Source organism: Isoptericola sp. MSGPD8_1_ISO-PGPR-S23-394 (assembly GCF_058072785.1).
On sequence record NZ_CM176517.1, the window covers coordinates 3,413,217 to 3,435,466 of the forward strand.

Consider the following 22,250-nt stretch of genomic DNA (forward strand, 5'->3'; position numbering starts at 1 on the left):
GGCGGTCGCCGGTACCGTGGCGCCCGTGCGGATCGCCACGTGGAACGTCAACTCCCTGCGGACCCGGCTGGACCGGGTGCTGGCCTTCCTGGAACGCTCGGGCACCGACGTGCTCGCGATCCAGGAGACGAAGTGCCGGGACGACCAGGTGCCCCGCGCCGCCTTCGAGGCGGCCGGCTACGAGGTCGCCCACACCGGGTACCACCAGTGGAACGGGGTCGCGATCGTGTCGCGGGTGGGACTGGCGGACGTCGAGGCGTCGTTCGTCGGCCAGCCGGCGTTCGGCAAGCCCGACCAGGAGCCCCGCGTGGAGGCCCGCGCCCTCGGCGCGACGTGCGGCGGGGTGCGCGTGTGGTCCCTCTACGTGCCGCACGGCCGGTCCTTGACCGACCCCCACTACGCGTACAAGCTCGCCTGGCTCGAGAGGTTGCGGACCGACGCCGCGAGCTGGCTCGCGGCGGACCGCTCGGCCCCCGTGGCACTCCTCGGCGACTGGAACGTCATCCCGCGCGACACCGACGTCTGGGACCCGGCCGCGTTCGACGGGCACACGCACGTCTCGCCCGCGGAGCGTGCTGCCTTCGCGGCCTTCGAGGACGTCGGGTACACCGAGGTGACCCGCGAGCACGTGCCCGCCGAGCACACGTACACCTACTGGGACTACCAGCAGCTCGCCTTCCCTCGGAACAAGGGGCTGCGGATCGACTTCGCCTACGCCTCGCCGGCCCTGCGCGAGCGGGTCCGCGCGGTGACGATCGACCGCGACGAGCGCAAGGGCAAGGGGGCGAGCGACCACGTCCCCGTGGTCCTCGACCTCGCGGACCCCTCGCCGTCGCGCCGATAGGTTGGTGCCCATGACCGACGTGCCCGACCGTCCCGAGGACCCGCAGTTCGTCTCCCCCGGTCCGGGGACGGGCCCCGCAGCGGAGGGCGCCCCGGGCGACGGCGGGACGCCGGGACTCGCCGGGCCGCCCGCACGCCCGGGGGTCGCGCCGGGGCACGTGCCCGGAGCGACCGCGGACGACCCGGACGCCTTCGGTGCCCGCTGGGGCGCCCCTGGTGGCCCGACCGCGGCGGAGCGCGCGGCGGCGCGCCGTCGGGCCCGGGCGTGGGTGGTCGCCGTGCTGGGCGTGATCGTCCTGGTGGTCGCCGCGGCCGCCGGTGGCGCGTGGGCGGTGAACCGGGCGCAGGAGCAGGCCTGGGAGCCCGTGGCGGCGGACCTCGACGAGCCGCGGCAGGTCAACGCCGTGCAGCTCGTCCTCGGGTCCTGCGTGGCCGAGCTGCCGGACGGGTCCGCCGTCGCGACCGTCGAGGTGGTGCCCTGCGCGGACGAGCACGTCGTGCAGGTCGTCGGCCGCCACGACTCGGCCGGGGACGAGGTCTGGCCGGGTTCCGAGACCCTGACCGCCCGCGCGTCCCGCGCGTGCGGCCCGGAGCTGCTGGGCCCGCGGGCCCAGGAGGCGGGCGCCGGGGACGACCTGAGGTGGGTCGTGTGGACACCGAGCGAGGAGTCCTGGGCCGAGGGCGACCGTGCCGGACTGTGCGTCGCCGTCGGGGACGCTCCGCGCACCGGCACCCTTCTGGAGTGACCGACGTCACGCGAGATGTGAAGGCCGCCCCTCGACCTGCGTGAACGCCGGTCATCGGCCTGCACGGCCCGCGTGACAAGCCGACGAACCGGGACAGATCGTCTGGTCGTCTTGACCGGTTTCGCCCCGGCAAGAGCCGATCGGGCCGAAGATTCCGGCATGCGCCGGCGGCCGAGATCCTTCACAGGTTCTCCGCGAAGCACCCCGAGAACGCGCCGTGACCTGATTGTGATCTGTTGCGAGCGCGGGCTAGCGTGCCCGGGTCGCCCCGTCTCCGGGGTGAACGGTCGGACCGCAAGCCCAGTGCTGCCGGTGGTCCGGCATCACCGAACCCACGGCAGCAGCGGGAGAACCACGTTCTTCGGCCGGACTCGTTCCGGCCTCGGGGTTAAGCCGTCTCACGACGGCGGGCCATCACTTCTCGGCCTCATCCGACAGCTCATCTCGCAGGCTGGAGAGGTACCCATGTCCATCACCCAGCACAGCCCTGCGCGCCCGCAGGACGCCGGCGCACCGCGCCTGCGACGCTCCGTCGTCGCGATCACGCTCTCCGCCGCGCTCGCGGGCGGGACCCTCGTCGCCGGGGCCACCACGGCCTCCGCCGCCCCGTCCACGACCACCTCGGCCACGACGACCACCCTGTCGGCCGTCGGGCAGAGCATCGTCGCCGCGAAGAAGTCCAAGTCTGCCGTCAAGGTCTCCGTGTCCCGCAAGGTCGCGAAGCAGGGCAAGGGTAAGACCCGCCCCCGCTTCACCGTCCACGCCACCAAGCACGGCGAGCCGGTCAAGGGTCGCGTCCGCCTCTTCGTCGACGGCAAGAAGGTCAACGTCAAGAAGCTCAACAAGAACGGCATCGTGCGCATGAAGCCGGTGCTGAAGCGCTACGACGTCGGCAAGAACCGGATCCGCCTGACCGTGGTCCCCGCCCGGTCCACGGGCCTGGTCAAGGCCAAGCGCTACCGCACCATCACGATGAAGGCGAAGCAGACCGGCGGCGCGAAGGTCGTCAAGGTGGCCAACCGCTACGTCGGCCACCGGTACACGTACGGCGGCACCAGCCCGTCGTCGGGCTTCGACTGCTCGGGCTTCACCTCGTACGTCTACCAGAAGGCCACCGGCAAGAAGCTGCCGCGCACGACGTCGGGGCAGCGCAACGCCGGCAAGAAGGTCTCGCGCAGCAACGCCCGACCGGGCGACATCGTCTACACGCCCGGCCACGTCTCGATCTACGCCGGCAACGGCAAGATCATCGAGTCCGCCCGGCCGGGTGTCGGGGTCGTGAAGCGCAGGATGTGGCAGGACAACCCGACGTTCGTCCGCATCTGATCGACCGCCGAACAGGAACCTGGGCCCGTATTCCTCCGTGAATACGGGCCCAGGTTCCTGTTCGGCATTCCACCAAAGGTCGTAGCCCAGGTTCCCCCTCCCGCCGGAAGCGACGACGACGTCGCTCCGGACAGGCTGGAGTCCTCGCGCCGCTCCCGGCGCGGACACCACGAGAGGGGACCACGTGCCCGCCATCCAGATCACGGGGCTGCGCAAGTCGTACGGCCCGTTCGACGCCGTCCACGACGTCGGCTTCACCGTCGAACCGGGACGCGTCGTCGGGCTGCTCGGCCCGAACGGCGCCGGCAAGACCACCACGCTGCACGTGCTGCTCGGTCTCGCCGCGCCGACCGCCGGCCAGGCGCTCGTCCACGGGCGCCGCTACGGCGACCTCGACGACCCCGCCCGCACGGTGGGTGCCCTGCTCGACGCCGGCGGCCTGCACCCGGGCCGCACCGGCCGCGACCACCTGCGCATCCTCGCGCTGGCCGGGGACCTGCCCGCGCGCCGGGTCGACGACGTCCTGGCGCTCGTCGGGATGACGCCGGCCGCCGACCGCCGCGTGCGGACCTACTCCCTCGGCATGCGCCAGCGGCTGGGCCTCGCCGCCGCCCTCCTCGGTGACCCGGCGACCCTCGTCCTGGACGAGCCCGCCAACGGGCTCGACCCGGCCGGCATGCGCTGGTTGCGCGAGCTCCTGCGCGGGTTCGCGGACGACGGCGGCGCGGTGCTGCTCGCCAGCCACGTCCTGTCCGAGGTGACGCAGGTCGCCGACGACGTCGTCGTGCTCGGCCAGGGCCGGGTCATCACCGCGGGCCCGCTCGACGAGCTGGCCCGGGACAACCCCCTCGAGTACGTCTACCTCGACCTCACCGCCGCGACCGAAGGAGTGCGTTGATGTTCCTCGCCGAGCTGCTCAAGCTGCGTTCCACCCGAGCCCCGTGGGTGGTCGGCATCGTCGCCCTCGCCGGCGCCGTGCTCGTCCAGTCCACGACCCTCCTCCTGCCTCGCCTGGCCGACCGGCTCGGTGGCCTCGGCGGCACCTCGTCCGAGATCGCCACCGACCTGGTGCCCGACCTCACCGCCCTGACCGACCTCGGCTCGGCCTCCGTCCAGCGCGGCATGCTCGACCTGCTCGGCAACGGGCCCTCGGGGGCGGGGTCGGTCGGGGTCGCGACGCTCTGCCTGCTCATCCTCGGCGTCCTCGCCGGCACCACGGACTTCCGCACCGGTGGGGTCGTCCCGACCGCGCTCGTCCAGCCCTCCCGCACCCGGGTGCTGCTCGGCAAGGCCGGTGCGACGGCGGTCGCCGCGCTGGTGATCGGTGTCGCCCTCGCGGTCGTCACCGCTCTGGGTCTCGCCGTGGCGATCGCGACGACGCCTGGGGCCGGGCTCGCGATCAGTGGCGCCGACGCCCTGGCCACCTGGGTGCGCGGGCTGTGCGTGCTCGTCGCGCTCGCGTGGCTCGGTCTCGGCGTCGGAGTGCTCGTCCGCGGTCAGGTGGCGGCGATCGTCGTCCTCGTGGGGGCGGCGTTCGTCGAGCCGCTCGTCCAGGCGACCGTGGCGCTGCTCTCCGGCGGGACGTCGTCGGCGATGTCGTGGCTGCCGCTGACGCTCGGCTCGCTCGCGTCCACGGGGCCGGGGGCGTCCGGCATCCTCGGCGGGAGCGCCGCGTTCGGGGCAGGAGCGGCCCTGGCCGGCCTCGCCGTCTGGGTCGTCGTCGTGCTCGGCGGCGGCGCGGTGATGTTCCGGCGCCGGGACCTGACGTAGCCTCGGCGCAGCGACCGACGGACGGGAGGCAGCACCGGTGATCGGTACTCTGCGCGCGCGTCTCGCCGCCACGACCACCCTGCACCGCGACGCCCTCCTGGGCGCCGCGGTCGGGGTGGTGACCGTCGCGCTGTTCCTCGTGGTCGAGCGGGTCACGGTCGACGAGGTGCTCCCCCTGGTCGCCCAGGGCACCGTCGACGCACGCCCGGCCGGCGCCCGCGTCGCGGTGGTCGGTGTCATCCTCGGGCAGGCGATGCTGCTGACGGTGCGTCGTCGGTCGCCGCTGCTGTGCCTGGTCCTCACCACGGCAGGTCAGGTCGCCCTCGTGGCGGTGCTGCCCCCGCTGATGTCCTTCCAGACGCCCGCCACCCTCGTGGCGGCCTACTCGGTCGGCGCCTACGTCCCCCGCCGGGTGGCGCCGTGGGTCGCGGCGGGCGCCGGCGTCGTCCAGACGCTGCTCGCCTTCGTGCTCACCGGGCCGCTCCCGGCCCAGGTGCCCGGCGCCGGCACCGTCGCCTCCCAGCTCTGGACGGGCCTGCTCTCCGCGGCGCTGGCGTATGTCGCCGCCGCACTCGTCGGGGCGTACGTCGGCACGCGCCGCGAGCTGGAGGCGCAGCTGCGCGAGCGGGTGGCCCAGGCCGAGCGGGAACGCGAGGCACGCGCCGCCCAGGCGGTGCTCGAGGAGCGCGGACGCATGGCCCGCGAGCTGCACGACGTCGCCGCGCACCACCTGTCGGGGATCGTCGTGCAGGCGGCCGCGGCGGAACGCCTCGTCGCGACGGACCCGGACCGGGCCCGCGAGTCGCTGCGCTGGATCCGCACCCAGGGCCGGTCGACGCTGGACGACCTGCGCCTCGTCGTCGGGCTGCTGCGCTCCGGCGACGGCCCGACGGGCCGCGACGCGCGGGACGCCCGGGACGGGGACGCACCCCAACCCGTCCTCGACGACCTGCCGGCGCTCCTCGAGCTCGCCCGGTCGACGGGTACCGACGTCCGGCACGAGGTGCGGGGTCGACCGGCAGACCTCCCGGCGAACGCCCAGCGCACCGTCTACCGCGTCCTGCAGGAGTCGCTCGCGAACGCGCGGCGGCACGCGCCGGGACAGCCCGTGGGAGTCGTGCTCGACCACCGGCCGGCCGAGCTGGTGCTCACCGTGCGCAACCGCGTCGCGGTGGGCGGCGGGGTCGCCGGCCGGTCCGACGACCGGCCGGGAACCGCGACACCGGGGCACGGCGTCATCGGCATGACCGAGCGCGCGGCGCTGGTCGGCGGCAGCCTGGAGGCCGGCACCACGCCCGACGGCGCGTGGCGGGTACGGCTCGCGGTGCCGGTCGCCGGGCAGGGGGCGTCGTGACGCGGGTCGTGCTGGTGGACGACCAGGCGGTCGTGCGTGCCGGGTTCGCGGTGATCCTGGGCAGCGAGGGGATCGACGTCGTCGGAGAGGCGTCCAGCGGCACGCGGGCGGTCGAGGTCGCCCGCGCGCTGCGGCCCGACGTCGTCTGCATGGACGTGCGCATGCCCGGCGGCGACGGCATCACGGCGACGCGCGCGCTCGCCGGGCCGGGCGTCGCCGACCCCGTCCCCGTGCTCGTGGTGAGCACGTTCGACCTGGACGACTACGTGTTCGGCGCGCTCGAGGCGGGCGCCAGCGGGTTCCTCCTCAAGGACGCTGAACCGGAGGTCCTGGTCGACGCCGTCCGCCGCGTGGCCTCCGGCGACGGGCTCGTGGACTCCTCGCTGACCCGCCGGGTCATCGACGAGTTCGCCCGCCGCCGCGCCCCCGCCGCTCGGGACGAGGACGCGGCGGGCCTGCTCACGCCGCGCGAGCACGAGATCGTCGCCCGGCTCTGCCGGGGCTCGTCGAACGCGGAGATCGCCGCGGCGCTCGTCCTCGAGGCCAGCACGGTGAAGTCGCACCTGGGCCGGATCATGACGAAGACCGGCACCCGTGACCGCGTGCAGCTCGTCGTGTGGGCGTTCGAGCACGGCGTCGCGGCCGCCGGACGCTGAGCGCCCGGCAGCCAGCGGACGGCGACCGGCGGCCGGCGGCCGGTGCGCCACGGACGGTCCGCGATCAGGCGTTGAGCACCTCGGGGGCGACGGTCAGACCCGCGCCCTCCGGGTCGCGGTCGACGACGACCTGGTCGCCGTCGGCCACGTCCCCGGAGAGGAGCTGCCGCGCGAGCCGGTCACCGATCTCGCGCTGCACCAGGCGCCGCAGCGGCCGCGCGCCGTACGCGGGGTCGAACCCCTCCAGCGCCAGCCACTCGCGGGCGGCGTCGGTCACCGACAGCGTGATCTGCCGGTCCGCGAGCCGCGCCGCGAACGCCGCGACCTGCAGGTCCACGATCCGTCCCAGCTCGCCGAGCGAGAGCGCGTCGAAGACGACGACGTCATCGAGCCGGTTGAGGAACTCCGGCTTGAACGCCGCCCGCACGGCCGTCAGGACGTTCTCCCGCTTCGTGGCGTCGTCGAGCGTCGGGTCCACGAGGAACTGCGAACCCAGGTTCGACGTCAGCACCAGGATGGTGTTGCGGAAGTCGACGGTGCGGCCCTGGCCGTCGGTCAGGCGTCCGTCGTCGAGCACCTGCAGGAGGATGTCGAAGACCTCGGGGTGGGCCTTCTCCACCTCGTCGAGCAGCACCACGGAGTAGGGCCGACGGCGGACGGCCTCGGTGAGCTGGCCGCCCTCCTCGTAGCCGACGTACCCCGGAGGGGCACCGACCAGGCGGGCGACGCTGTGCTTCTCCGAGTACTCGGACATGTCGATGCGGACCATCGCCCGCTCGTCGTCGAAGAGGAACTCCGCGAGCGACTTGGCGAGCTCGGTCTTGCCGACACCGGTCGGGCCCAGGAACAGGAACGAGCCGGTCGGGCGGTCGGGGTCGGCGACGCCCGCGCGCGAGCGCCGGACGGCGTCCGACACGGCCCGCACGGCGCTGGTCTGCCCGATGAGCCGCTGACCCAGCACGTCCTCCATGCCGAGCAGCTTCTCGGTCTCGCCCTGCAGCATCCGCCCGGCGGGGATCCCGGTCCAGGCGGAGACCACCTCGGCGATCTCGTCGGCACCGACCTTGTCGGCGATCATCGGCGCCTCCCGCTCGGTGCCCCCCTCGCCGGTCTCCGCGGCGACGGCGTCGGCCTCGGCCTGCTCCGCGTCGGCGAGCTCGCGCTCCACGGAGGGGATCTCGCCGTACAGCAGCCGGGCGGCCGCCTCGAGGTCACCGTCGCGCTGCAGCCGGTCGGCCTCGGTGCGCAGCTCGTCGATACGGGCGCGCAGGTCACCGACGCGGTTATGGCCGGCCTTCTCCGACTCCCAGCGGGCGGTCAGGGCGGCCAGCTCCTCGCGGCGGTCCGCGAGGTCGGCGCGCAGCTTCTCGAGCCGGGCGCGCGACGCGGCGTCGGCCGAGCCCTCGTTGTCCTTGAGGACGACCTCCTCCATCTCCAGCCGGGTGACGGCTCGCTGGAGCTCGTCGATCTCGACCGGCGAGGAGTCCATCTCCATGCGCAGCCGGCTGGCGGCCTCGTCGACGAGGTCGATCGCCTTGTCGGGCAGCTGGCGGCCGGTGATGTACCGGTCGGACAGCGCCGCGGCCGCCACGAGGGCGGAGTCGGCGATGGTGACCTTGTGGTGCGCCTCGTACCGCTCCTTGAGACCGCGCAGGATCGCGACGGTGTCCTCGACGGACGGCTCGCCGACGTACACCTGCTGGAAGCGGCGCTCGAGGGCCGGGTCCTTCTCGATGTTCTCCCGGAACTCGTCGAGCGTGGTCGCGCCGACCATCCGCAGCTCGCCCCGGGCGAGCATGGGCTTGAGCATGTTGCCGGCATCCATGGCCCCCTCGGAGCCGGCCCCTGCCCCGACGACGGTGTGCAGCTCGTCGATGAAGGTGACGACCTCGCCGTCGGAGGAGGCGATCTCCTCGAGGACGGCCTTGAGGCGCTCCTCGAACTCGCCGCGGTACTTGGCGCCCGCCACCATGCCGGCGAGGTCGAGCGCGACGAGCCGCTTGCCCTGCAGCGAGGTGGGCACGTCTCCGGCGACGATGCGCTGGGCGAGGCCCTCGACGACGGCGGTCTTGCCGACGCCGGGCTCGCCGATGAGCACCGGGTTGTTCTTGGTGCGGCGCGACAGCACCTGCACGACGCGGCGGATCTCGGCGTCGCGGCCGATGACCGGGTCGAGCCGGCCGTCGCGTGCCTGGGCCGTGAGGTCGGTGCCGTACTGCTCGAGCGCCTTGTACGTCCCCTCCGGGTTCGGGCTCGTGACGCGACCGGAGCCGCGCACGGCGGGCAGGGCGGTGCGCAGGGCGTCGGCGGTGGCGCCCGCGGCGGTCAGCGCCTGCGCGGCGGCGGATTGCCCGGTGGCGGTCGCGATGAGCAGGTGCTCGGTCGAGACGTACTCGTCGCCGAGCGCCTCGGCCTCCTGGGCGGATCCGGTCAGGACGGCCTGCATGGACCGCGACGGGGAGGGCTGGGCGACGCCGTCGCCGCTGACGGTGGGCAGCGCGACGAGGGCGGCACGCACCTTCTGGCCGACCTGCTGCGGGTTCGCGCCCACGGCCTCCAGCAGCCCGACGGCGACGCCGCCCGTCTGCTGCAGCAGGGCGGCGAGCAGGTGGGCCGGCTCGAGCTGGGGGTTGCCGGCCGCCGACGCCGACTGGACGGCGTCGCCGATGGCCTGCTGCGACATCGTCGTGAACTTGGTGTCCATGGATCCTCCGGTTCCGCTCAGGGTTGGTCTGCTCGGATCAACCTCCGCAAAGTTGAGTCTATTCCACTCAACCTTGCTTCGCACGCCCCTCGTCGGAGCACCCGACGCAGCAGGTGCCGTGGCCAACGTCCTGGGGGATGCTGGACCCGTGCAGACATCGACCCGAGGCCGTCGCCGCCTCCGTACCGCCGTCGTCGCCGTGCTCGCCGCCGTGGGGCTGCTCACCCTGGCCGGGTGCATGAAGCTCGACATGGACCTGAACCTCTCCGAGGACGACACCGTCTCGGGGTCGATGACGGTGGCGTTCTCGGACCAGCTCGCCGAGACCATGGGCATGGACCCGCAGGAGCTGTGGGACCAGGCCGGTGACGAGGTCGCCAGCGACCTGCCGGAGGGTTCGTCCCAGGAGCCCTACGCCGACGGCGAGTACACCGGCACCACGGTGACGTTCGCCGACATGCCGCTGGAGGAGCTCTCCGGCACCGGGACCGACGAGCTGTCGATCACGCGCGACGGGGACGAGTACCTGGTCCAGGGCACGATGGACATGACCGACGACACCGGCCAGATGAGCTCGCTGCCGCCCGGCATCGCCGACAGCTTCGACGTGCGTGTCGCCGTCACCTTCCCCGGCGAGGTCGTCGAGACCAACGGCACCGTGGAGGGCAGCACCGTCGAGTGGCGGCCCGCCATGGGTGAGAGCACCGAGATCTTCGCGCGCGGCGAGGCCAATAGCGGAGGACTCGGGGGCGGCTTCCCGTGGTGGGTCGTCGGCGTCGTGGTCGGCCTGGCCGTCATCGCGCTCGTCGTCGTCCTCGTCGTGCGCGGCAACCGCCGGCCCGGGACCGCAGAGACGACCGGCACCTCGGCCGGAGCGGGCGCGACGGGCGCCGCCGCCTACCCCGCCGGGACGCCGGTGCCGAACCCGTACACGCCGGGCGGCACGCCGCCCCAGCCCGCGCCGCCGCTGGGTCAACCGCCCGTCGCCGCGCCGGGCCAGCCGCCGCTCGCCTCCCCGCAGCCGACGGAGCCGCCGCACCCGGCGCCGGACCAGCCGGACGCACCGGGCACGCCTGACGAGGAACGCCCGGACGAGACCCGCTGAGTAGGCTCGGCGGGATGACGTCCGCACCAGGCCACGCGACCCCGCCGTCCTCCTCGCAGGGCGCCGAGCCGACAGACTGGCGCCCCGACCTGCTGGGTGACGGCTTCGAGGCACGCACCCTCGCCCTGCCCGACGGCGCCGAGGCCACCCTCGTGCGGTACACGCCCTCGGTCGCACCCGACGGCCGGCCGGCACGTACGGCGGTCCTCGCGGTCCACGGGTTCGTGGACTACTTCTTCCACCCGCACGTCGCCCGGCGGTTCGCCGCCGCGGGATACGCGTTCTACGCCGTCGACCTGCGCGGGCACGGACGCTCCTGGGACGCGCACGTGGCGGCCGGGCACGACCCGAACCAGGTGCGAGACATCGCCGTCTACGCGCAGGACCTGGACGCGGCCGCCGCCGTCGTCCGGGACGCCGGGCACGAGCGGCTGGTCGCGCAGGGCCACTCCACGGGTGGCCTGGTCGTCCCGCTGTGGGCCGCCGCACGACCGGGCCGGGCCGACGCCGTGGTGCTCAACAGCCCCTGGTTCCGGCTCAACGAGCCGCGTGCCACCCGCTGGGCGGCGACGGCGATGGTGGAGGCCGTCGCGCCCGTGGCACCGCGGGCCGTCGTGAGCCACCTGGTCGCCGACTACGCCCTCGCGCTGCACGCCGAGCACGGCGGTGAGTGGGAGTTCGACCCGGCGTGGAAGTGGCACGAGCCCTTCGCGGTGCGGGCGGCGTGGCTGCGGTCCGTGCTGAGGTCCCAGCGGCGGCTCGCCCGAGGGCTCGACCTGGACGTCCCGGTGCTCGTGCTCTCCTCCGACCGGTCCAGCCACGACGAGCACCTCACCACGGACAGCGTGCTGGACGTGGAGCACATGCGCGCGGTGGCCCCGGTGCTCGGCGACGACGTCAGCTACATGACGATCCGCGGCGGGGCCCACGACCTGGCGCTCTCCCCCGCACCCGCCCGTGACGAGTTCCTGGACGCCGTCGTCGGCTGGCTCGACGCGTCGGTCTGAGCCGGCTCCCGGCAGACCGTTCTGCCACCGTCGTGTCTGATTCCCGCTAGCCCACACGTCCCGGCACGCGCGACGATGAGGTCATGACCCCCGACGTCTTCACGGAGCGCTACCGCGCGATCGCCGCCCGCGACGCCCGGTTCGACGGACAGTTCTTCACCGCCGTGCGCACCACCGGCATCTACTGCCGGCCGTCGTGCCCGGCACGCACGCCGCTGCGCCAGAACGTCACCTTCTACGTCACGAGCGCCGCCGCCCACGACGCCGGGTACCGCGCCTGCAAGCGGTGCCTGCCCGAGGCCACCCCCGGCACCCCCGCCTGGGACCTGCGCGGGGACCTCGCGGCCCGCGCGATGCGGCTCGTCGCCGACGGTGTGGTGGACCGCGAGGGCGTCGACGGCCTCGCGAGCCGCCTCGGGTACAGCCCCCGGCACGTGCATCGGGTGCTGCGCGACGACCTCGGGGCCGGCCCCCTCACCCTGGCGCGCGCCCACCGCGCGCAGACGGCCCGCACGCTGCTGACCAGCACCGACCTGCCCGTCGCCGACGTCGCGTTCGCCGCCGGCTTCGGCAGCATCCGCCAGCTCAACGACACGGTGCGGGAGGTCTTCGCCACCACCCCGACCGCGCTGCGCGCCCGGCGTCACCGACCTCCCGTCGAGGCAACCGGCACCACCGGCCCCCGCGACCCGGCCGACCCGGTGCACCTCGATCTGACCCTGCCGGTGCGCGAACCCTTCGACGCCGTCGGCACCGTGGACTACCTGGCCGCCCGGGCCGTCGACGGCGTCGAGACCGCCTCGACCGACGGATCCGACGCGACGTACGCGCGCACCCTCCTGCTGCCCCACGGCCCGGGTGCGGTGCAGGTCCGGGCGGGCTCCGCCGTCGGCCCCGGAACCGTCGCGCTGCACCTGGAGCTGGCGTCGCTGCAGGACGTCGCCACCGCCGTCACCCGGGTGCGCCGCCTCCTCGACCTCGACGCGGACCCCGTCGCGGTGGAGACCGCGCTGAGCGCGGACCCCGTCCTGGCGGCGAGCGTCGCCGCCACGCCCGGCACCCGCGTGCCCGGCACCACCGACCCGCACGAGCTCGTCGTCCGCGCCATCGTCGGCCAGCAGATCTCCGTGCCCGCGGCACGCACACACCTCGGCAGGCTCGCCGCCGCCGCCAGCACGCCCTACACGTCCCGGCTGCCCGGGCTGACGCGCCTGTTCCCCACCGCGGAGCAGGTCGCCGACGACGACGGCACCCACCTCGCGCTGCCCGCCCGGCAGCGCGGGACGGTCGTCGCGACCGCCCGGGCGCTCGCCGACGGCACGCTCGTCGTCGGGGTCGGCGCCGACGCCGGCACGCTGCGCACCGAGCTCGAGGCCCGTCCAGGGATCGGACCGTGGACCTCCGGGTACGTCGCGCTGCGGGTGCTCGGCCACCCGGACATCTGGCTGACCGGTGACGTCGCCCTGCGCGCCGGCGCCCGTGCGCTCGGCCTCCCCGACGACCCTCGCGCGCTCGCCGAGCGCGCCACGACCTGGGCGCCCTGGCGCTCCTACGCCGCCCGGCACGTCTGGCGTGCCGCCCTCACCGGAAGGATCACCCCATGACCTCCGCCACCACCGTCGACACCCCGGACGGTCCCTTCACGATCGTCGCCGACGACGGCGTCGTCCTCGCCTCGGGCTGGACCGACGACGTCGCGTCCCTGCTCGCGCTGATCCACCCCGACCTGCGGCCGGACGGCGCTGTCCCCGCCGTCGAGGCGTCCGCCGCCGACGTGTCGCGGCAGGCCGGCGCCGTGCGGGCCTACTACGCGGGCGAGGTGACCGCCGTCGGGCAGGTGCCGGTGCGCCAGCGCTCCGGACCGTACCGGCAGCATGCGTGGGAGGTCCTGCGCGACGTCCCCGCCGGGGACCCGGTCACCTACGCCGAGTACGCCGAGCGGACCGGCCGGCGGCCGTGCGCGCCGCCGCCGGGGCCTGCGCCCGCAACGCCGCCGCCCTGTTCGTGCCGTGCCACCGGGTGCTGCGCAGCGACGGGACGCTCGGTGGGTTCCGCTACGGGTTGCCGATCAAGGAGTCGCTGCTGGCTCGCGAGCGTGCCGTGGTCTGACCTGTCGCCCCGGACCGAGTCTCGTCCCGTCCGGGGCGCGTGGCCAGGAGCGCCCACAGGATGCAGGCGAGGTCGACCCCCTCCTGCAGCCATGCGCCCGCCAGCGCGGGGAGCCGCCCGGTCGCCGCGACGACCATGAGCAGCGATGACAGCCCGATCCCGAGCGCGATGGCCTGCCACGCGACGCGCACGGTCCGCTGACCGATCCGCACGGCCGTGACGGTGCGCGCGAGGTCGTCGTGCACCGCCACCGCGTCGGCCGACTCCGTCGCGGCCGTCGAGCCTCGTGCCCCCATGGCCATCCCGATGTCGGCCACGGCGAGGACGGGCGCGTCGTTCACCCCGTCACCCACCATCAGCACCGGGCGGTCCTGCAGTCGTCGGACGGCGTCGACCTTGTCCTGGGGCAGGAGCCCGGCGCGCACGTCGTCGATACCCACCTGGTCCGCGACGTGCCGGGCGGTGACCTCGGCGTCCCCGGTGAGCATGACGGTGGTGCGGACCCCGGCGCCGCGCAGGGCCGCCAGGGTGTCACGGGCCTCGGGCCGGAGCTCGTCCGCGAGGAGAACGGTCCCCGCGTACGAGCCGTCGACCGCCACGTGGACACCGATCTGCCCGGCCCCGGGCCGTGAGGCGGGGTGGCGGGTGTCCTCACCGACATAGGCCAGCTTGCCCACGGCGACGGCGTGCCCGTCGACCGCCGCGCGAGCGCCACGGGCCGTCTCCTCCACGACGTCGTGCGCGGGCGAGAGCTCGATGCCGCGCTGGTGCGCGGCCTGCACGATCGCGGCGGCCAGCGCATGCACCGAATACTGCTCGACGGAGGCCGCGAGCGCGAGCAGCTCCCCGGCGGTGCGCCCCTGGCCGGGAAGCACCTCCGCGACGACGGGTGCACCCCGGGTGAGCGTCCCCGTCTTGTCGAGTGCGACCGTCCGCACCCGGGACAGCAGCTCGAGGGTGCCCGCGGACTTGACGATGATCCCGTTCGACGCGGCGCGGGACATCCCCGACATGAACGCCACGGGCGCGGCGATGATCAGCGGGCAGGGGGTGGCCACGACGAGCACCTCCGCGAACCGGGCCGCGTCCCCGCTCAACGCCCAGGCCGCGGCAGCGAGCAGGAGCGCGACCACCGTGAAGGGCACCGCCACACGGTCCGCGAGGCGGACGAACGGCGCCTTGGACGCCTGCGCCTGCTTCACGAGCTCGATGATCGCCTGGTACTGCGACGTCGCCGCGGTCGCCGTGGCGCGCGCCCTCACCGCACCCGACCCGCCGACCGAGCCCGAGAGCACCAGGTCACCACGGTGGCGCTCCACCGGGAGCGACTCCCCGGTCAGCGAGGACTCGTCGAACGTCGCGGCCGCGGCGAGGAGGAGCCCGTCCACCGGGACGACCTCCCCCGGCCGGACCCACACCTCGTCCCCGGGCCGGATCTGGTCGACGGGCACCTCCTCGAGCGTCCCCTCGGGCCCGGCGCGCTGGGCGACGCGGGGCTCCCGGGCCAGCAGAGCCGTCAGCTCACGGCGTGCCCGGCCGTTCGCCGAGGTCTCGAGCGCCTCCCCGCCGGAGAGCATCAGGCACACGACCAGCGCAGCCCAGTACTCGCCGACCAGCACCGTGGCAGCGACCGACAGCACGGCCAGCATGTCGACGCCGTAAGTACCGGCACGGAGGTCCATGACCATGCGGCGACCCCTGACCGCGACCAGGACGAGCGCGAAGGCCGAGACGGCGATCTGCGCCGACCCTGGCGGACCGAACGCTTCGAGCAGGCCGCCGATGCTGCCCGTCGCCACCGTGGCGGTGACCCACGGAGAGCGGCGGACGACAGATCGTCGACCTCGCTCGTCCCTCGTGATCATCAGCAACCACCTCTGCGGCCTCGACGGGCGCTCGCGGGGGCGCGGCGTCCGCCGCACCCACCACCACCGTGCGGAGGCGCGCCGGTGGGCGGCCAGAGGCGAAGGTCCCGCCGCACCGGCCGCTGGACCCGACCTGGCACGCGGGCCGGCAGGGGGCGGGCGGCGGGTCCGCCGGTTCAGTCGTCCCCGGACCGCCCGGCCGGGTCGTCGTCGAGCGTGCGCCCGGGCGCGTTCGGGCCCGGGTGGTCCGGCTCGCCGGGGTGCTCGGTCCCGACCGGTCCGGCGTCGTCGTCCGTCCCGTCGGCGTCGTCGGGCGCGTCCTGGGGGCCGGCCATCTCGTTGGGCCGCAACACCGCCTCGTCCACCTTGCCGGTGCGGAAGCCGGCCCGGCTGACCAGGTGGGCCGCGACGGGCGCGGTCGCGAGCTGGAACACCGCGACCAGCACCAGCATCGAGACCGCCGACCAGCTCCGCACCCGCAGCGCGAGGGCCAGCAGGAGCAGCAGGAGGCCGAGCACCTGCGGCTTGGTCACGACGTGCATCCGGTCGAGCAGCGTGGGGAACCGGATGACCCCGACGCCGGCCGCGAACGTCAGGAAGGCGCCGAGCAGCAGGCACAGCGCCGCGGCGACGTCCGCGACCGTCGTCCACGTGCCGGCGTCGACCTCGGTCATGCGGGTCCCCCCTCGTCCGTGGTGCCGACCCCGGGCGCCGAGCCAGGCTCCGACGACGCGCCAGGCTCCGACGACGCGCCAGGCTCCGACGACGCGCCAGGCTCCGGGGCCGCGCCAGGCTCCGGGGCCGCGTCAGGCTCCGCGGACCGGCCGGAATGCTGGGACTGGTGCTGCCGGACGCCGAAGCGGGAGATCACCACCGAGCCCACGAACCCGACCAGCGACAGCGCCAGGAGGATCGGCACGGTCTCGGTGCGTCGCGACCAGACCGCCTCGATGGCGATCGCGCCGACGAGGCTCACCGTGAGCAGGTCCAGCCCCAGGGCGCGATCGAGCATCGACGGGCCGCGCTCGACCCGCACCAGCGCCATCAGGGCGGCGGCGGCCACCAGCACCGCCGCCACGACGACCACCACGATCATCAGGCCTGCACCTCCCCGCGGTCCGCCGACGGCCCGGCCAGGCCGCACCGCTCGAGGACCGCGTCACCCGCGAGCGCCCGCAGCACCCGCTCCTCGAGCTCCCGGGTGCTGCGACGCACCCCGTCGGCCCCGCCGAACCCCTCGATGTCGAGCACGTGCACGAACACCCGGCCGGTCCGTCGGCTGGTCTCCACCGCCAGCGTCCCGGGGACGAGCGTGGCCAGCACCGACGTGAGGGTCAGGAAGACGTCGTCCGGGTTGCGCAGCTGCACCCGCACGATCGCCCCCTGGGGCGCCGGGCCGGGCCGCAGGGCGGTCCAGGCCACCTGGAACGAGGCGACGACCAGGTCCAGGACGAACCTCCCGGCGAGCCGGCAGAACGGCACGAGCCGGAACGCGGCGTCGGCCTTGATCGGCGGCAGCGGGAAGGCCACGACGACGACGACGGCGAGCAGCACGCCCGCGATCACGTTGGCCCAGGACAGGTCGCCCCACAACAGCACCCAGACGGCGGTGAGCAGCACCACGGCGGGCCACTGCGACACCGGGCGGCCCACCAGACGGCGCAGGATGTCGGTGCGGCGACGCGGCTGGTCGGTCATGGGGACCCCACCTCCTCCTCGGAGACCTCCACCGACTCGCCCGTGCCGCGCTCCGACCCGCCGGGATAGACGGCGTTGACGTACGTGAACCCGTCCATCGAGGTGCGGGCGGCCCGCTCCGCGTAGCCGTAGAGGGGGCCGGCGACCACGGTCAGCGTGAGACCGAAGGCGACGAGGGCGCCGGCCGGCAGCACGAGGCCGCGGGGCAGGGCGACGTCGCGGGCGATGCCGGACGGAGCCTCCTGCCAGAAGGCCTTGTTCCAGGCCTTCACGACGGCGTAGAGAGTGAGCAACGACGTGGCGACGGACCCCACGACGAGCGCCCACGCGAGGCCCGACCCGTCGCGGACCCCTTCGGTGACCAGCCCGACCTTGCCCAGGAACCCCGAGAACGGTGGGATGCCCGCGAGGTTCATCGCGGGGACGAAGAACAGGACCGCCAGGACGGGCGCGAGGCGGGCCAGACCACCCAGCCGGTCCAGCGACGTCGACCCGCCCCGCCACTCCACGAGCCCCACCACCAGGAACAGCGCCGTCTGGACGGAGATGTGGTGCACGACGTAGAAGATGGCGGCGGCGGTCCCGGCCTCGGAGGCGAGCGCGACACCGAAGATCATGTAGCCGATGTGGCTGACCAGGGTGAAGGACAGCAGCCGTTTGACGTCGTTCTGCGCGACGGCACCGAGGATGCCGACCAGCATCGTGGCCAGCGCGAGCCCCATCAGCACCTGGTCGACCACGTCGTTGGCGGGGAACAGCAGCGTCTGGGTCCGCAGGATCGAGTAGACCCCCACCTTGGTGAGCAGGCCGGCGAAGACCGCGGTGACCGGGGCGGGCGCCGTCGGGTACGAGTCGGGCAGCCAGGCGGCCAGGGGGAAGATCGCGGCCTTGATGCCGAACGCCAGGAGGAGCAGGAGCTGCAGCGCCAGCCGCACCGTGGGGTCGATGTCCGGCAGGCGCTCGGCGAGCTGCGCCATGTTCACGGTGCCCGTCGCCGAGTAGATCAGTGCGATCGCCGTGAGGAAGAGCAGCGACGACATCAGGGTGACGACGATGTACACGGACCCGGCCCGCACCCGTTCCGCCGTCCCGCCGAGCGTCAGCAGCACCGCCGACGCCGCGAGCAGGATCTCGAAGCCGACGTAGAGGTTGAACAGGTCGCCCGTGAGGAACGCGTTGGCGACGCCCGCGGCCAGCACCAGGTACGTGGGGTGGAAGATCGCCACCGGGATGCTGCCGCCGACGCGGCGGTCCCGGGGCGCGTCCTCCCCCTCGGGGATGCCCTGCCCGAGGGAGTAGAGCAGGACGCACAGCAGCATGACGCCACTGACCGTCAGCATGAGCGCGGAGAGCCGGTCCGCGACGAGCGCGATGCCGACGGGTGCGGCCCAGCCGCCGACGTCCACGACCAACGGCCCGTCGTCCGCCGCCACCATGAGCACCGCGGAGGACGCGGTGGTCACCGACAGCGCCGCGACGCTGATGACCCGCTGCACGTTCGCGTACCGGTGCAGGGCGAGGGTGAGCCCCGCGGCGAAGAGCGGCAGGAGCACGGGCAACGGGACCAGGGTCGGCACGGACCAGAGCGCGGCGGTGTCGATCATGGCGAACCCTCCTGGGGCCCACGTGGGTCGCGCTCGTCCCGCGAGCGCCGGCGCTCGGCCGCCTCGACGACCTGGTCGTAGACGGCGGCCGCCTCCTCGTCGAGCGTCTCGCCCGTCTCGGCGGCGTCGTCGTCCACGTACGCGGGTGCGTTGATGGCGGCCTGCCGGGCGACGCGCCGGTCCTCCACGTCGTCGGCGACCTCGTCGTGGCCGTGGAGCTGCCACGACCGGTACGCCAGGGCCAGCATGAACGACGTCAGGGCGAGCGTGATGACGATCGCCGTGAGGATCATCGCCTGGGCCAGCGGGTCGCTCATCCGCACGTCCTGCGGGGCGTTGCCCACCACGGGCGACGCCCCCGCCCGCCCGCCGGCGACGAGGAGCATCAGGTTGGCGCCGTTGCTCAGCAGGACGATGCCGAGCAGCACCCGCGTGAGCGGACGGTCCAGCACCAGGTAGACCCCGGCACCGCACAGCACGCCCACGGCGAGCAGCAGGACGGCCGAGGGGGTGTTCTCGAGGACGATCACGAGGCTCCCTCCGTCGAGCGGGACCGTGGAGCGTCGCCCTGCCGGTCGATCTCGGCACCGAGCGTGCGCAGCAGGTCGAGGACCAGGCCGACCACCACGAGCATGACCCCGACGTCGAAGAACAGCGAGGTCACGAGGTGGATCTTGCCGAGGACGGGCACGGAGAGGTCGACGATCACGCTCTCGAGCACCTCGTTGCCCGTCAGCAGCGCGGCGAGCCCGACCCCGGCGGAGAGGAAGAGCCCGGATCCGAGCAGCACGCCCGGCTGCACCGGGAGGGCCTCGCCCAGCTCGTAGCCACCGCCCGCCAGGTAGCGCACGGCGAGCGCGATCCCCACCATCAGCCCCGCGGCGAAGCCGCCTCCGGGCGCGTTGTGGCCGCTGAACAGCAGGAACAGCGCGACCACGATCATGGCGTGGAAGATCAGCCGCGTGACCACCTCGAACATGACGGAGCGCCGGGACGGCGACACGGTGCGCCCGGCGGCGATCCACACGTCCCGCGTGTGCCCGTCCGGGGCGAGGCCCTCGCCGTCGGCCCGGGAGAGCCGGAGCACCTCGCCGCTGCGCTGGCGCAGGAACACCATCGAGGCGACCCCGGTCGCCGCGACGAGGATCACCGAGATCTCGCCGACGGTGTCCCACGACCGGATGTCGACCAGCGTGACGTTGACGATGTTGTGGCCGCCGCCGAACTCCACGGCCTCCTCGGGGAAGTCGACGCTGATCGGGGTGGCGACCCGGGCCAGCGGCGCCGCGAACGTCAGCGCCATCATCACCACGCCGGTGATGACCGCGAGGACCAGCCGCACCCAGCGGCTGGCCGCCAGCGGCCGGTCGGAGAAGTACGTCGGCATCCGGCGCAGCACCAGCACGAGGATGACGAGCGTGACCGTCTCGGTCAGCACCTGGGTCAGCGCCAGGTCCGGGGCTCCGTGCAGGACGAAGAGGCCGGCGTTGGCGTACCCGGCCACGCCCACCAGCACCACGGCCTTGAGCCGGCGCCGGGCGCGGGCCGCGAGGATCGCGGCCGCCACGACGACGGCCACCACGGCCGCCTGCGCCGGCCGGTCCCAGCCGACGGCCGCGGGTGCCACGGTGGTGCCGGTCAGGAGACCGGTGGCGATCACCGCGCCCGGCGCCACCGCCAGCACGACGAGGATGATGCCGAGGTAGACGGGCAGGGAGCCGCGCTGGGTCGCGCCCGTGACGTCCGCCGCCACGTCGTCGAGGCGGCGCATCGCCCGGCGGTAGACGAGGTCCGCGGCGCGCGGCGACCAGGCGAGGTCCTGCAGCAGCTCGACCCGCTGCCGCTTCCAGAACAGCGCCGCGCCACCGGCCAGCACCAGCAGCGACAGGCCCAGCGCCGGCGTCAGGCCGCCCCACAGCACGAGGTGCCCGGGTTCGCCGGCCGGGTACGTCTCGGCGTAGGGGCCGAGGAGGCGTTCGCCCGTCGACGGCGTCAGGCCGGCGACCAGCCCGAGCAGACCCAGGACCAGCGGGGGCAGGACGAGCAACCAAGAGCGCCGCCGGACCGGCGTCGGCTCGGCCGCTCCGCCGTCGGCGGCCGGCTTGGTCGCGAACGCGCCCCACAGGAACCGCAGGCTGTAGGCGACGGTGAGGACGGACCCGACGACGACGGCGACGAGGGTGGTCACCACCACCGTGCCGCCGCCGTGCGTCGCGTCGTGCCAGAGCCCCTCCAGCGCCGCCTCCTTCGCCACGTAGCCCGCGAACGGGGGCAGGCCGATCATGGAGGCCGTGGCGAGCGCCGCCGCCGTGGCGGCCACGGGCATCGTGCGCCACAGGCCGGAGAGCCTGCGCAGGTCACGGGTGCCCGTGGCGACGTCCACCGCGCCGGCCACCAGGAAGAGCGCACCCTTGAACATCGCGTGCGCGCCCAGCATCGCGAGCCCCGCGAGCGCGACCGCCCGGCTCTCCAGACCCACCAGCAGCACGATGAGGCCGAGCTGGGAGACGGTGCCGAACGCCAGGACGAGCTTGAGGTCGTGCTGCCGCAGCGCCCGGTAGCCGCCGAGCAGCAGCGTGCCCCCGCCCAGCAGCAGCACCAGCCAGCGCCACACGGCCAGCTCGGCGAACGCGGGCGCGAACCGCGCCACGAGGTAGACGCCCGCCTTCACCATGGCGGCGGCGTGCAGGTAGGCGGACACCGGCGTCGGCGCCACCATCGCCGCGGGGAGCCAGAAGTGGAACGGGATGAGCGCCGCCTTCGTGGCGGCACCCGCCAGCAGGCACACGGTGGCCACGACGGCGGCGGAACCCGTGGGCGGGTCCGCCACGACCTCCGAGATGCGCCACGAGCCGGTGGCGACCCCGAGCACGACGAGGCCGACCAGCATCGCGAGGCCGCCGGCTGTCGTGACGACGATCGCCTGCATCGCGGCCCGGCGGGACGTCTTGCGATCGGCGTAGTGGCCGATCAGCAGGTAGGAGAAGACGGTCGTCAGCTCCCAGAACACGAACAGGAGCAGCAGGTCGTCCGCGGTGACGACGCCGATCATCGCCCCGGCGAAGGCCGTCAGGACCGCGGCGAACCGGCCGGTGCCCTCCGCGTCCCGGGAGAAGTAGGCGCTGCAGTAGATCAGCACGAGCGCGCCCACTCCCCCGACGACGAGGAGCATCAGCCACGAGAGCGAGTCGAGGCGCAGGCCGATCGACAGGTCGAGTCCCGGCACCCACGGTGTGGTCGAGACGGGCAGGTCGCCGGCGGCGACCCGCTCCGTGGCGGCCAGCGCGTACGCGGCCGCTGCGGCCGGACCCAGCGCCAGCACCCAGAACGCACGCCGGCCCATCCAAGCGACCAGTGCCGGCGCGACGAGCGCCAGCGCGAAGGTGAGCAGCAGGACCGGCAGCACGACACTCCGTCCGTCCGGGGGCGGGGCGGGGCTTCACTGTATCGCCGGACCTCGGAT

The 22,250-nt window shown here is 74.3% G+C and carries 18 protein-coding genes, 1 pseudogene and 1 riboswitch; of the genes and pseudogenes, 11 read left to right on the forward strand and 8 right to left on the reverse strand.

Going from position 1 to position 22,250, the window contains the following annotated elements; genetic code table 11:
• The first annotated feature begins 25 nt into the window (after window positions 1-25).
• The 7 genes from AC3RJ8_RS15700 to AC3RJ8_RS15730 all read left to right on the forward strand — a co-directional run bounded on the left by AC3RJ8_RS15700 (window position 26) and on the right by AC3RJ8_RS15730 (window position 6,695).
• Window positions 26-844: an exodeoxyribonuclease III gene (locus AC3RJ8_RS15700; protein ID WP_489713481.1), complete on the forward strand. Its 819-nt coding sequence runs from the start codon at window positions 26-28 to the stop codon at window positions 842-844.
• 10 nt (window positions 845-854) lie between these two features.
• Window positions 855-1,589 (forward strand): septum formation family protein, encoded by a 735-nt coding sequence (locus AC3RJ8_RS15705; protein ID WP_489713482.1) that lies wholly within the window; start codon window positions 855-857, stop codon window positions 1,587-1,589.
• Between the two features lie 314 nt (window positions 1,590-1,903).
• Window positions 1,904-2,053, forward strand: a riboswitch (cyclic di-AMP (ydaO/yuaA leader).
• Window position 2,054: 1 nt separating this feature from the next.
• Window positions 2,055-2,915, forward strand: a complete 861-nt coding sequence (locus AC3RJ8_RS15710; protein ID WP_489713483.1) for a C40 family peptidase — start codon at window positions 2,055-2,057, stop codon at window positions 2,913-2,915.
• 184 nt (window positions 2,916-3,099) lie between these two features.
• Window positions 3,100-3,813 carry an ABC transporter ATP-binding protein gene (locus AC3RJ8_RS15715; protein ID WP_489713484.1) on the forward strand — a complete coding sequence of 238 codons (714 nt, stop codon included), beginning with the start codon at window positions 3,100-3,102 and terminating at the stop codon, window positions 3,811-3,813.
• Window positions 3,813-4,685 carry a hypothetical protein gene (locus AC3RJ8_RS15720; RefSeq protein WP_489713485.1) on the forward strand — a complete coding sequence of 291 codons (873 nt, stop codon included), beginning with the start codon at window positions 3,813-3,815 and terminating at the stop codon, window positions 4,683-4,685. The genes AC3RJ8_RS15715 and AC3RJ8_RS15720 overlap by 1 nt, the downstream gene beginning before the upstream one ends.
• A 37-nt stretch (window positions 4,686-4,722) precedes the next feature.
• Entirely contained in the window at window positions 4,723-6,039 is a 1,317-nt protein-coding gene (locus AC3RJ8_RS15725; RefSeq protein ID WP_489713486.1) for a sensor histidine kinase, read from the forward strand.
• Window positions 6,036-6,695 (forward strand): response regulator transcription factor, encoded by a 660-nt coding sequence (locus AC3RJ8_RS15730; RefSeq protein ID WP_489713487.1) that lies wholly within the window; start codon window positions 6,036-6,038, stop codon window positions 6,693-6,695. Before AC3RJ8_RS15725 ends, AC3RJ8_RS15730 begins: the two co-directional genes overlap by 4 nt.
• Window positions 6,696-6,759: 64 nt before the next feature.
• Here the strand turns inward: AC3RJ8_RS15730 and clpB are convergent, their stop codons facing one another.
• On the reverse strand, window positions 6,760-9,399 hold the full coding sequence (clpB, locus tag AC3RJ8_RS15735) for an ATP-dependent chaperone ClpB (protein WP_489713488.1): 2,640 nt from the start codon (window positions 9,397-9,399) through the stop codon (window positions 6,760-6,762).
• A 148-nt stretch (window positions 9,400-9,547) separates the two neighbouring features.
• Between clpB and AC3RJ8_RS15740 the strand changes: the two genes are divergently transcribed.
• The 4 genes and pseudogenes from AC3RJ8_RS15740 to AC3RJ8_RS15755 all read left to right on the forward strand — a co-directional run bounded on the left by AC3RJ8_RS15740 (window position 9,548) and on the right by AC3RJ8_RS15755 (window position 13,620).
• The gene (locus tag AC3RJ8_RS15740; protein WP_489713489.1) at window positions 9,548-10,504 is read left to right on the forward strand and encodes an LppM family (lipo)protein; all 957 of its coding nucleotides are present in this window, start codon (window positions 9,548-9,550) and stop codon (window positions 10,502-10,504) included.
• 14 nt (window positions 10,505-10,518) lie between these two features.
• Window positions 10,519-11,511, forward strand: coding sequence for an alpha/beta hydrolase (locus AC3RJ8_RS15745; protein WP_489713490.1), 993 nt, complete (start codon window positions 10,519-10,521; stop codon window positions 11,509-11,511).
• A gap of 83 nt (window positions 11,512-11,594) precedes the next feature.
• Window positions 11,595-13,115, forward strand: a complete 1,521-nt coding sequence (locus AC3RJ8_RS15750) for an AlkA N-terminal domain-containing protein (RefSeq protein ID WP_489713491.1) — start codon at window positions 11,595-11,597, stop codon at window positions 13,113-13,115.
• Window positions 13,112-13,620, forward strand: a pseudogene (locus tag AC3RJ8_RS15755) (methylated-DNA--[protein]-cysteine S-methyltransferase). Before AC3RJ8_RS15750 ends, AC3RJ8_RS15755 begins: the two are co-directional and overlap by 4 nt.
• Here the strand turns inward: AC3RJ8_RS15755 and AC3RJ8_RS15760 are convergent.
• The 7 genes from AC3RJ8_RS15760 to AC3RJ8_RS15790 form a co-directional block, all read right to left on the reverse strand.
• Complete coding sequence (locus AC3RJ8_RS15760) at window positions 13,566-15,485, reverse strand: heavy metal translocating P-type ATPase (protein WP_489713492.1); 1,920 nt, start codon at window positions 15,483-15,485, stop codon at window positions 13,566-13,568. The pseudogene AC3RJ8_RS15755 and the gene AC3RJ8_RS15760 overlap by 55 nt on opposite strands.
• 176 nt (window positions 15,486-15,661) lie before the next feature.
• Window positions 15,662-16,159, reverse strand: coding sequence for a monovalent cation/H(+) antiporter subunit G (mnhG, locus tag AC3RJ8_RS15765; RefSeq protein ID WP_489713493.1), 498 nt, complete (start codon window positions 16,157-16,159; stop codon window positions 15,662-15,664).
• On the reverse strand, window positions 16,156-16,581 hold the full coding sequence (locus AC3RJ8_RS15770; protein ID WP_489713494.1) for an MrpF/PhaF family protein: 426 nt from the start codon (window positions 16,579-16,581) through the stop codon (window positions 16,156-16,158). The genes mnhG and AC3RJ8_RS15770 overlap by 4 nt, the downstream gene beginning before the upstream one ends.
• Window positions 16,581-17,183 (reverse strand): Na+/H+ antiporter subunit E, encoded by a 603-nt coding sequence (locus tag AC3RJ8_RS15775; RefSeq protein ID WP_489713495.1) that lies wholly within the window; start codon window positions 17,181-17,183, stop codon window positions 16,581-16,583. Before AC3RJ8_RS15775 ends, AC3RJ8_RS15770 begins: the two co-directional genes overlap by 1 nt.
• Complete coding sequence (locus AC3RJ8_RS15780) at window positions 17,180-18,787, reverse strand: Na+/H+ antiporter subunit D (protein WP_489713496.1); 1,608 nt, start codon at window positions 18,785-18,787, stop codon at window positions 17,180-17,182. The genes AC3RJ8_RS15775 and AC3RJ8_RS15780 overlap by 4 nt, the downstream gene beginning before the upstream one ends.
• Window positions 18,784-19,317, reverse strand: a complete 534-nt coding sequence (locus AC3RJ8_RS15785; protein ID WP_489713497.1) for a Na(+)/H(+) antiporter subunit C — start codon at window positions 19,315-19,317, stop codon at window positions 18,784-18,786. Before AC3RJ8_RS15785 ends, AC3RJ8_RS15780 begins: the two co-directional genes overlap by 4 nt.
• A complete protein-coding gene (locus AC3RJ8_RS15790) occupies window positions 19,314-22,193 on the reverse strand; it encodes a Na+/H+ antiporter subunit A (protein ID WP_489713498.1) in 2,880 nt (959 codons plus the stop codon). Before AC3RJ8_RS15790 ends, AC3RJ8_RS15785 begins: the two co-directional genes overlap by 4 nt.
• Between the last annotated feature and the right edge of the window lie 57 nt (window positions 22,194-22,250).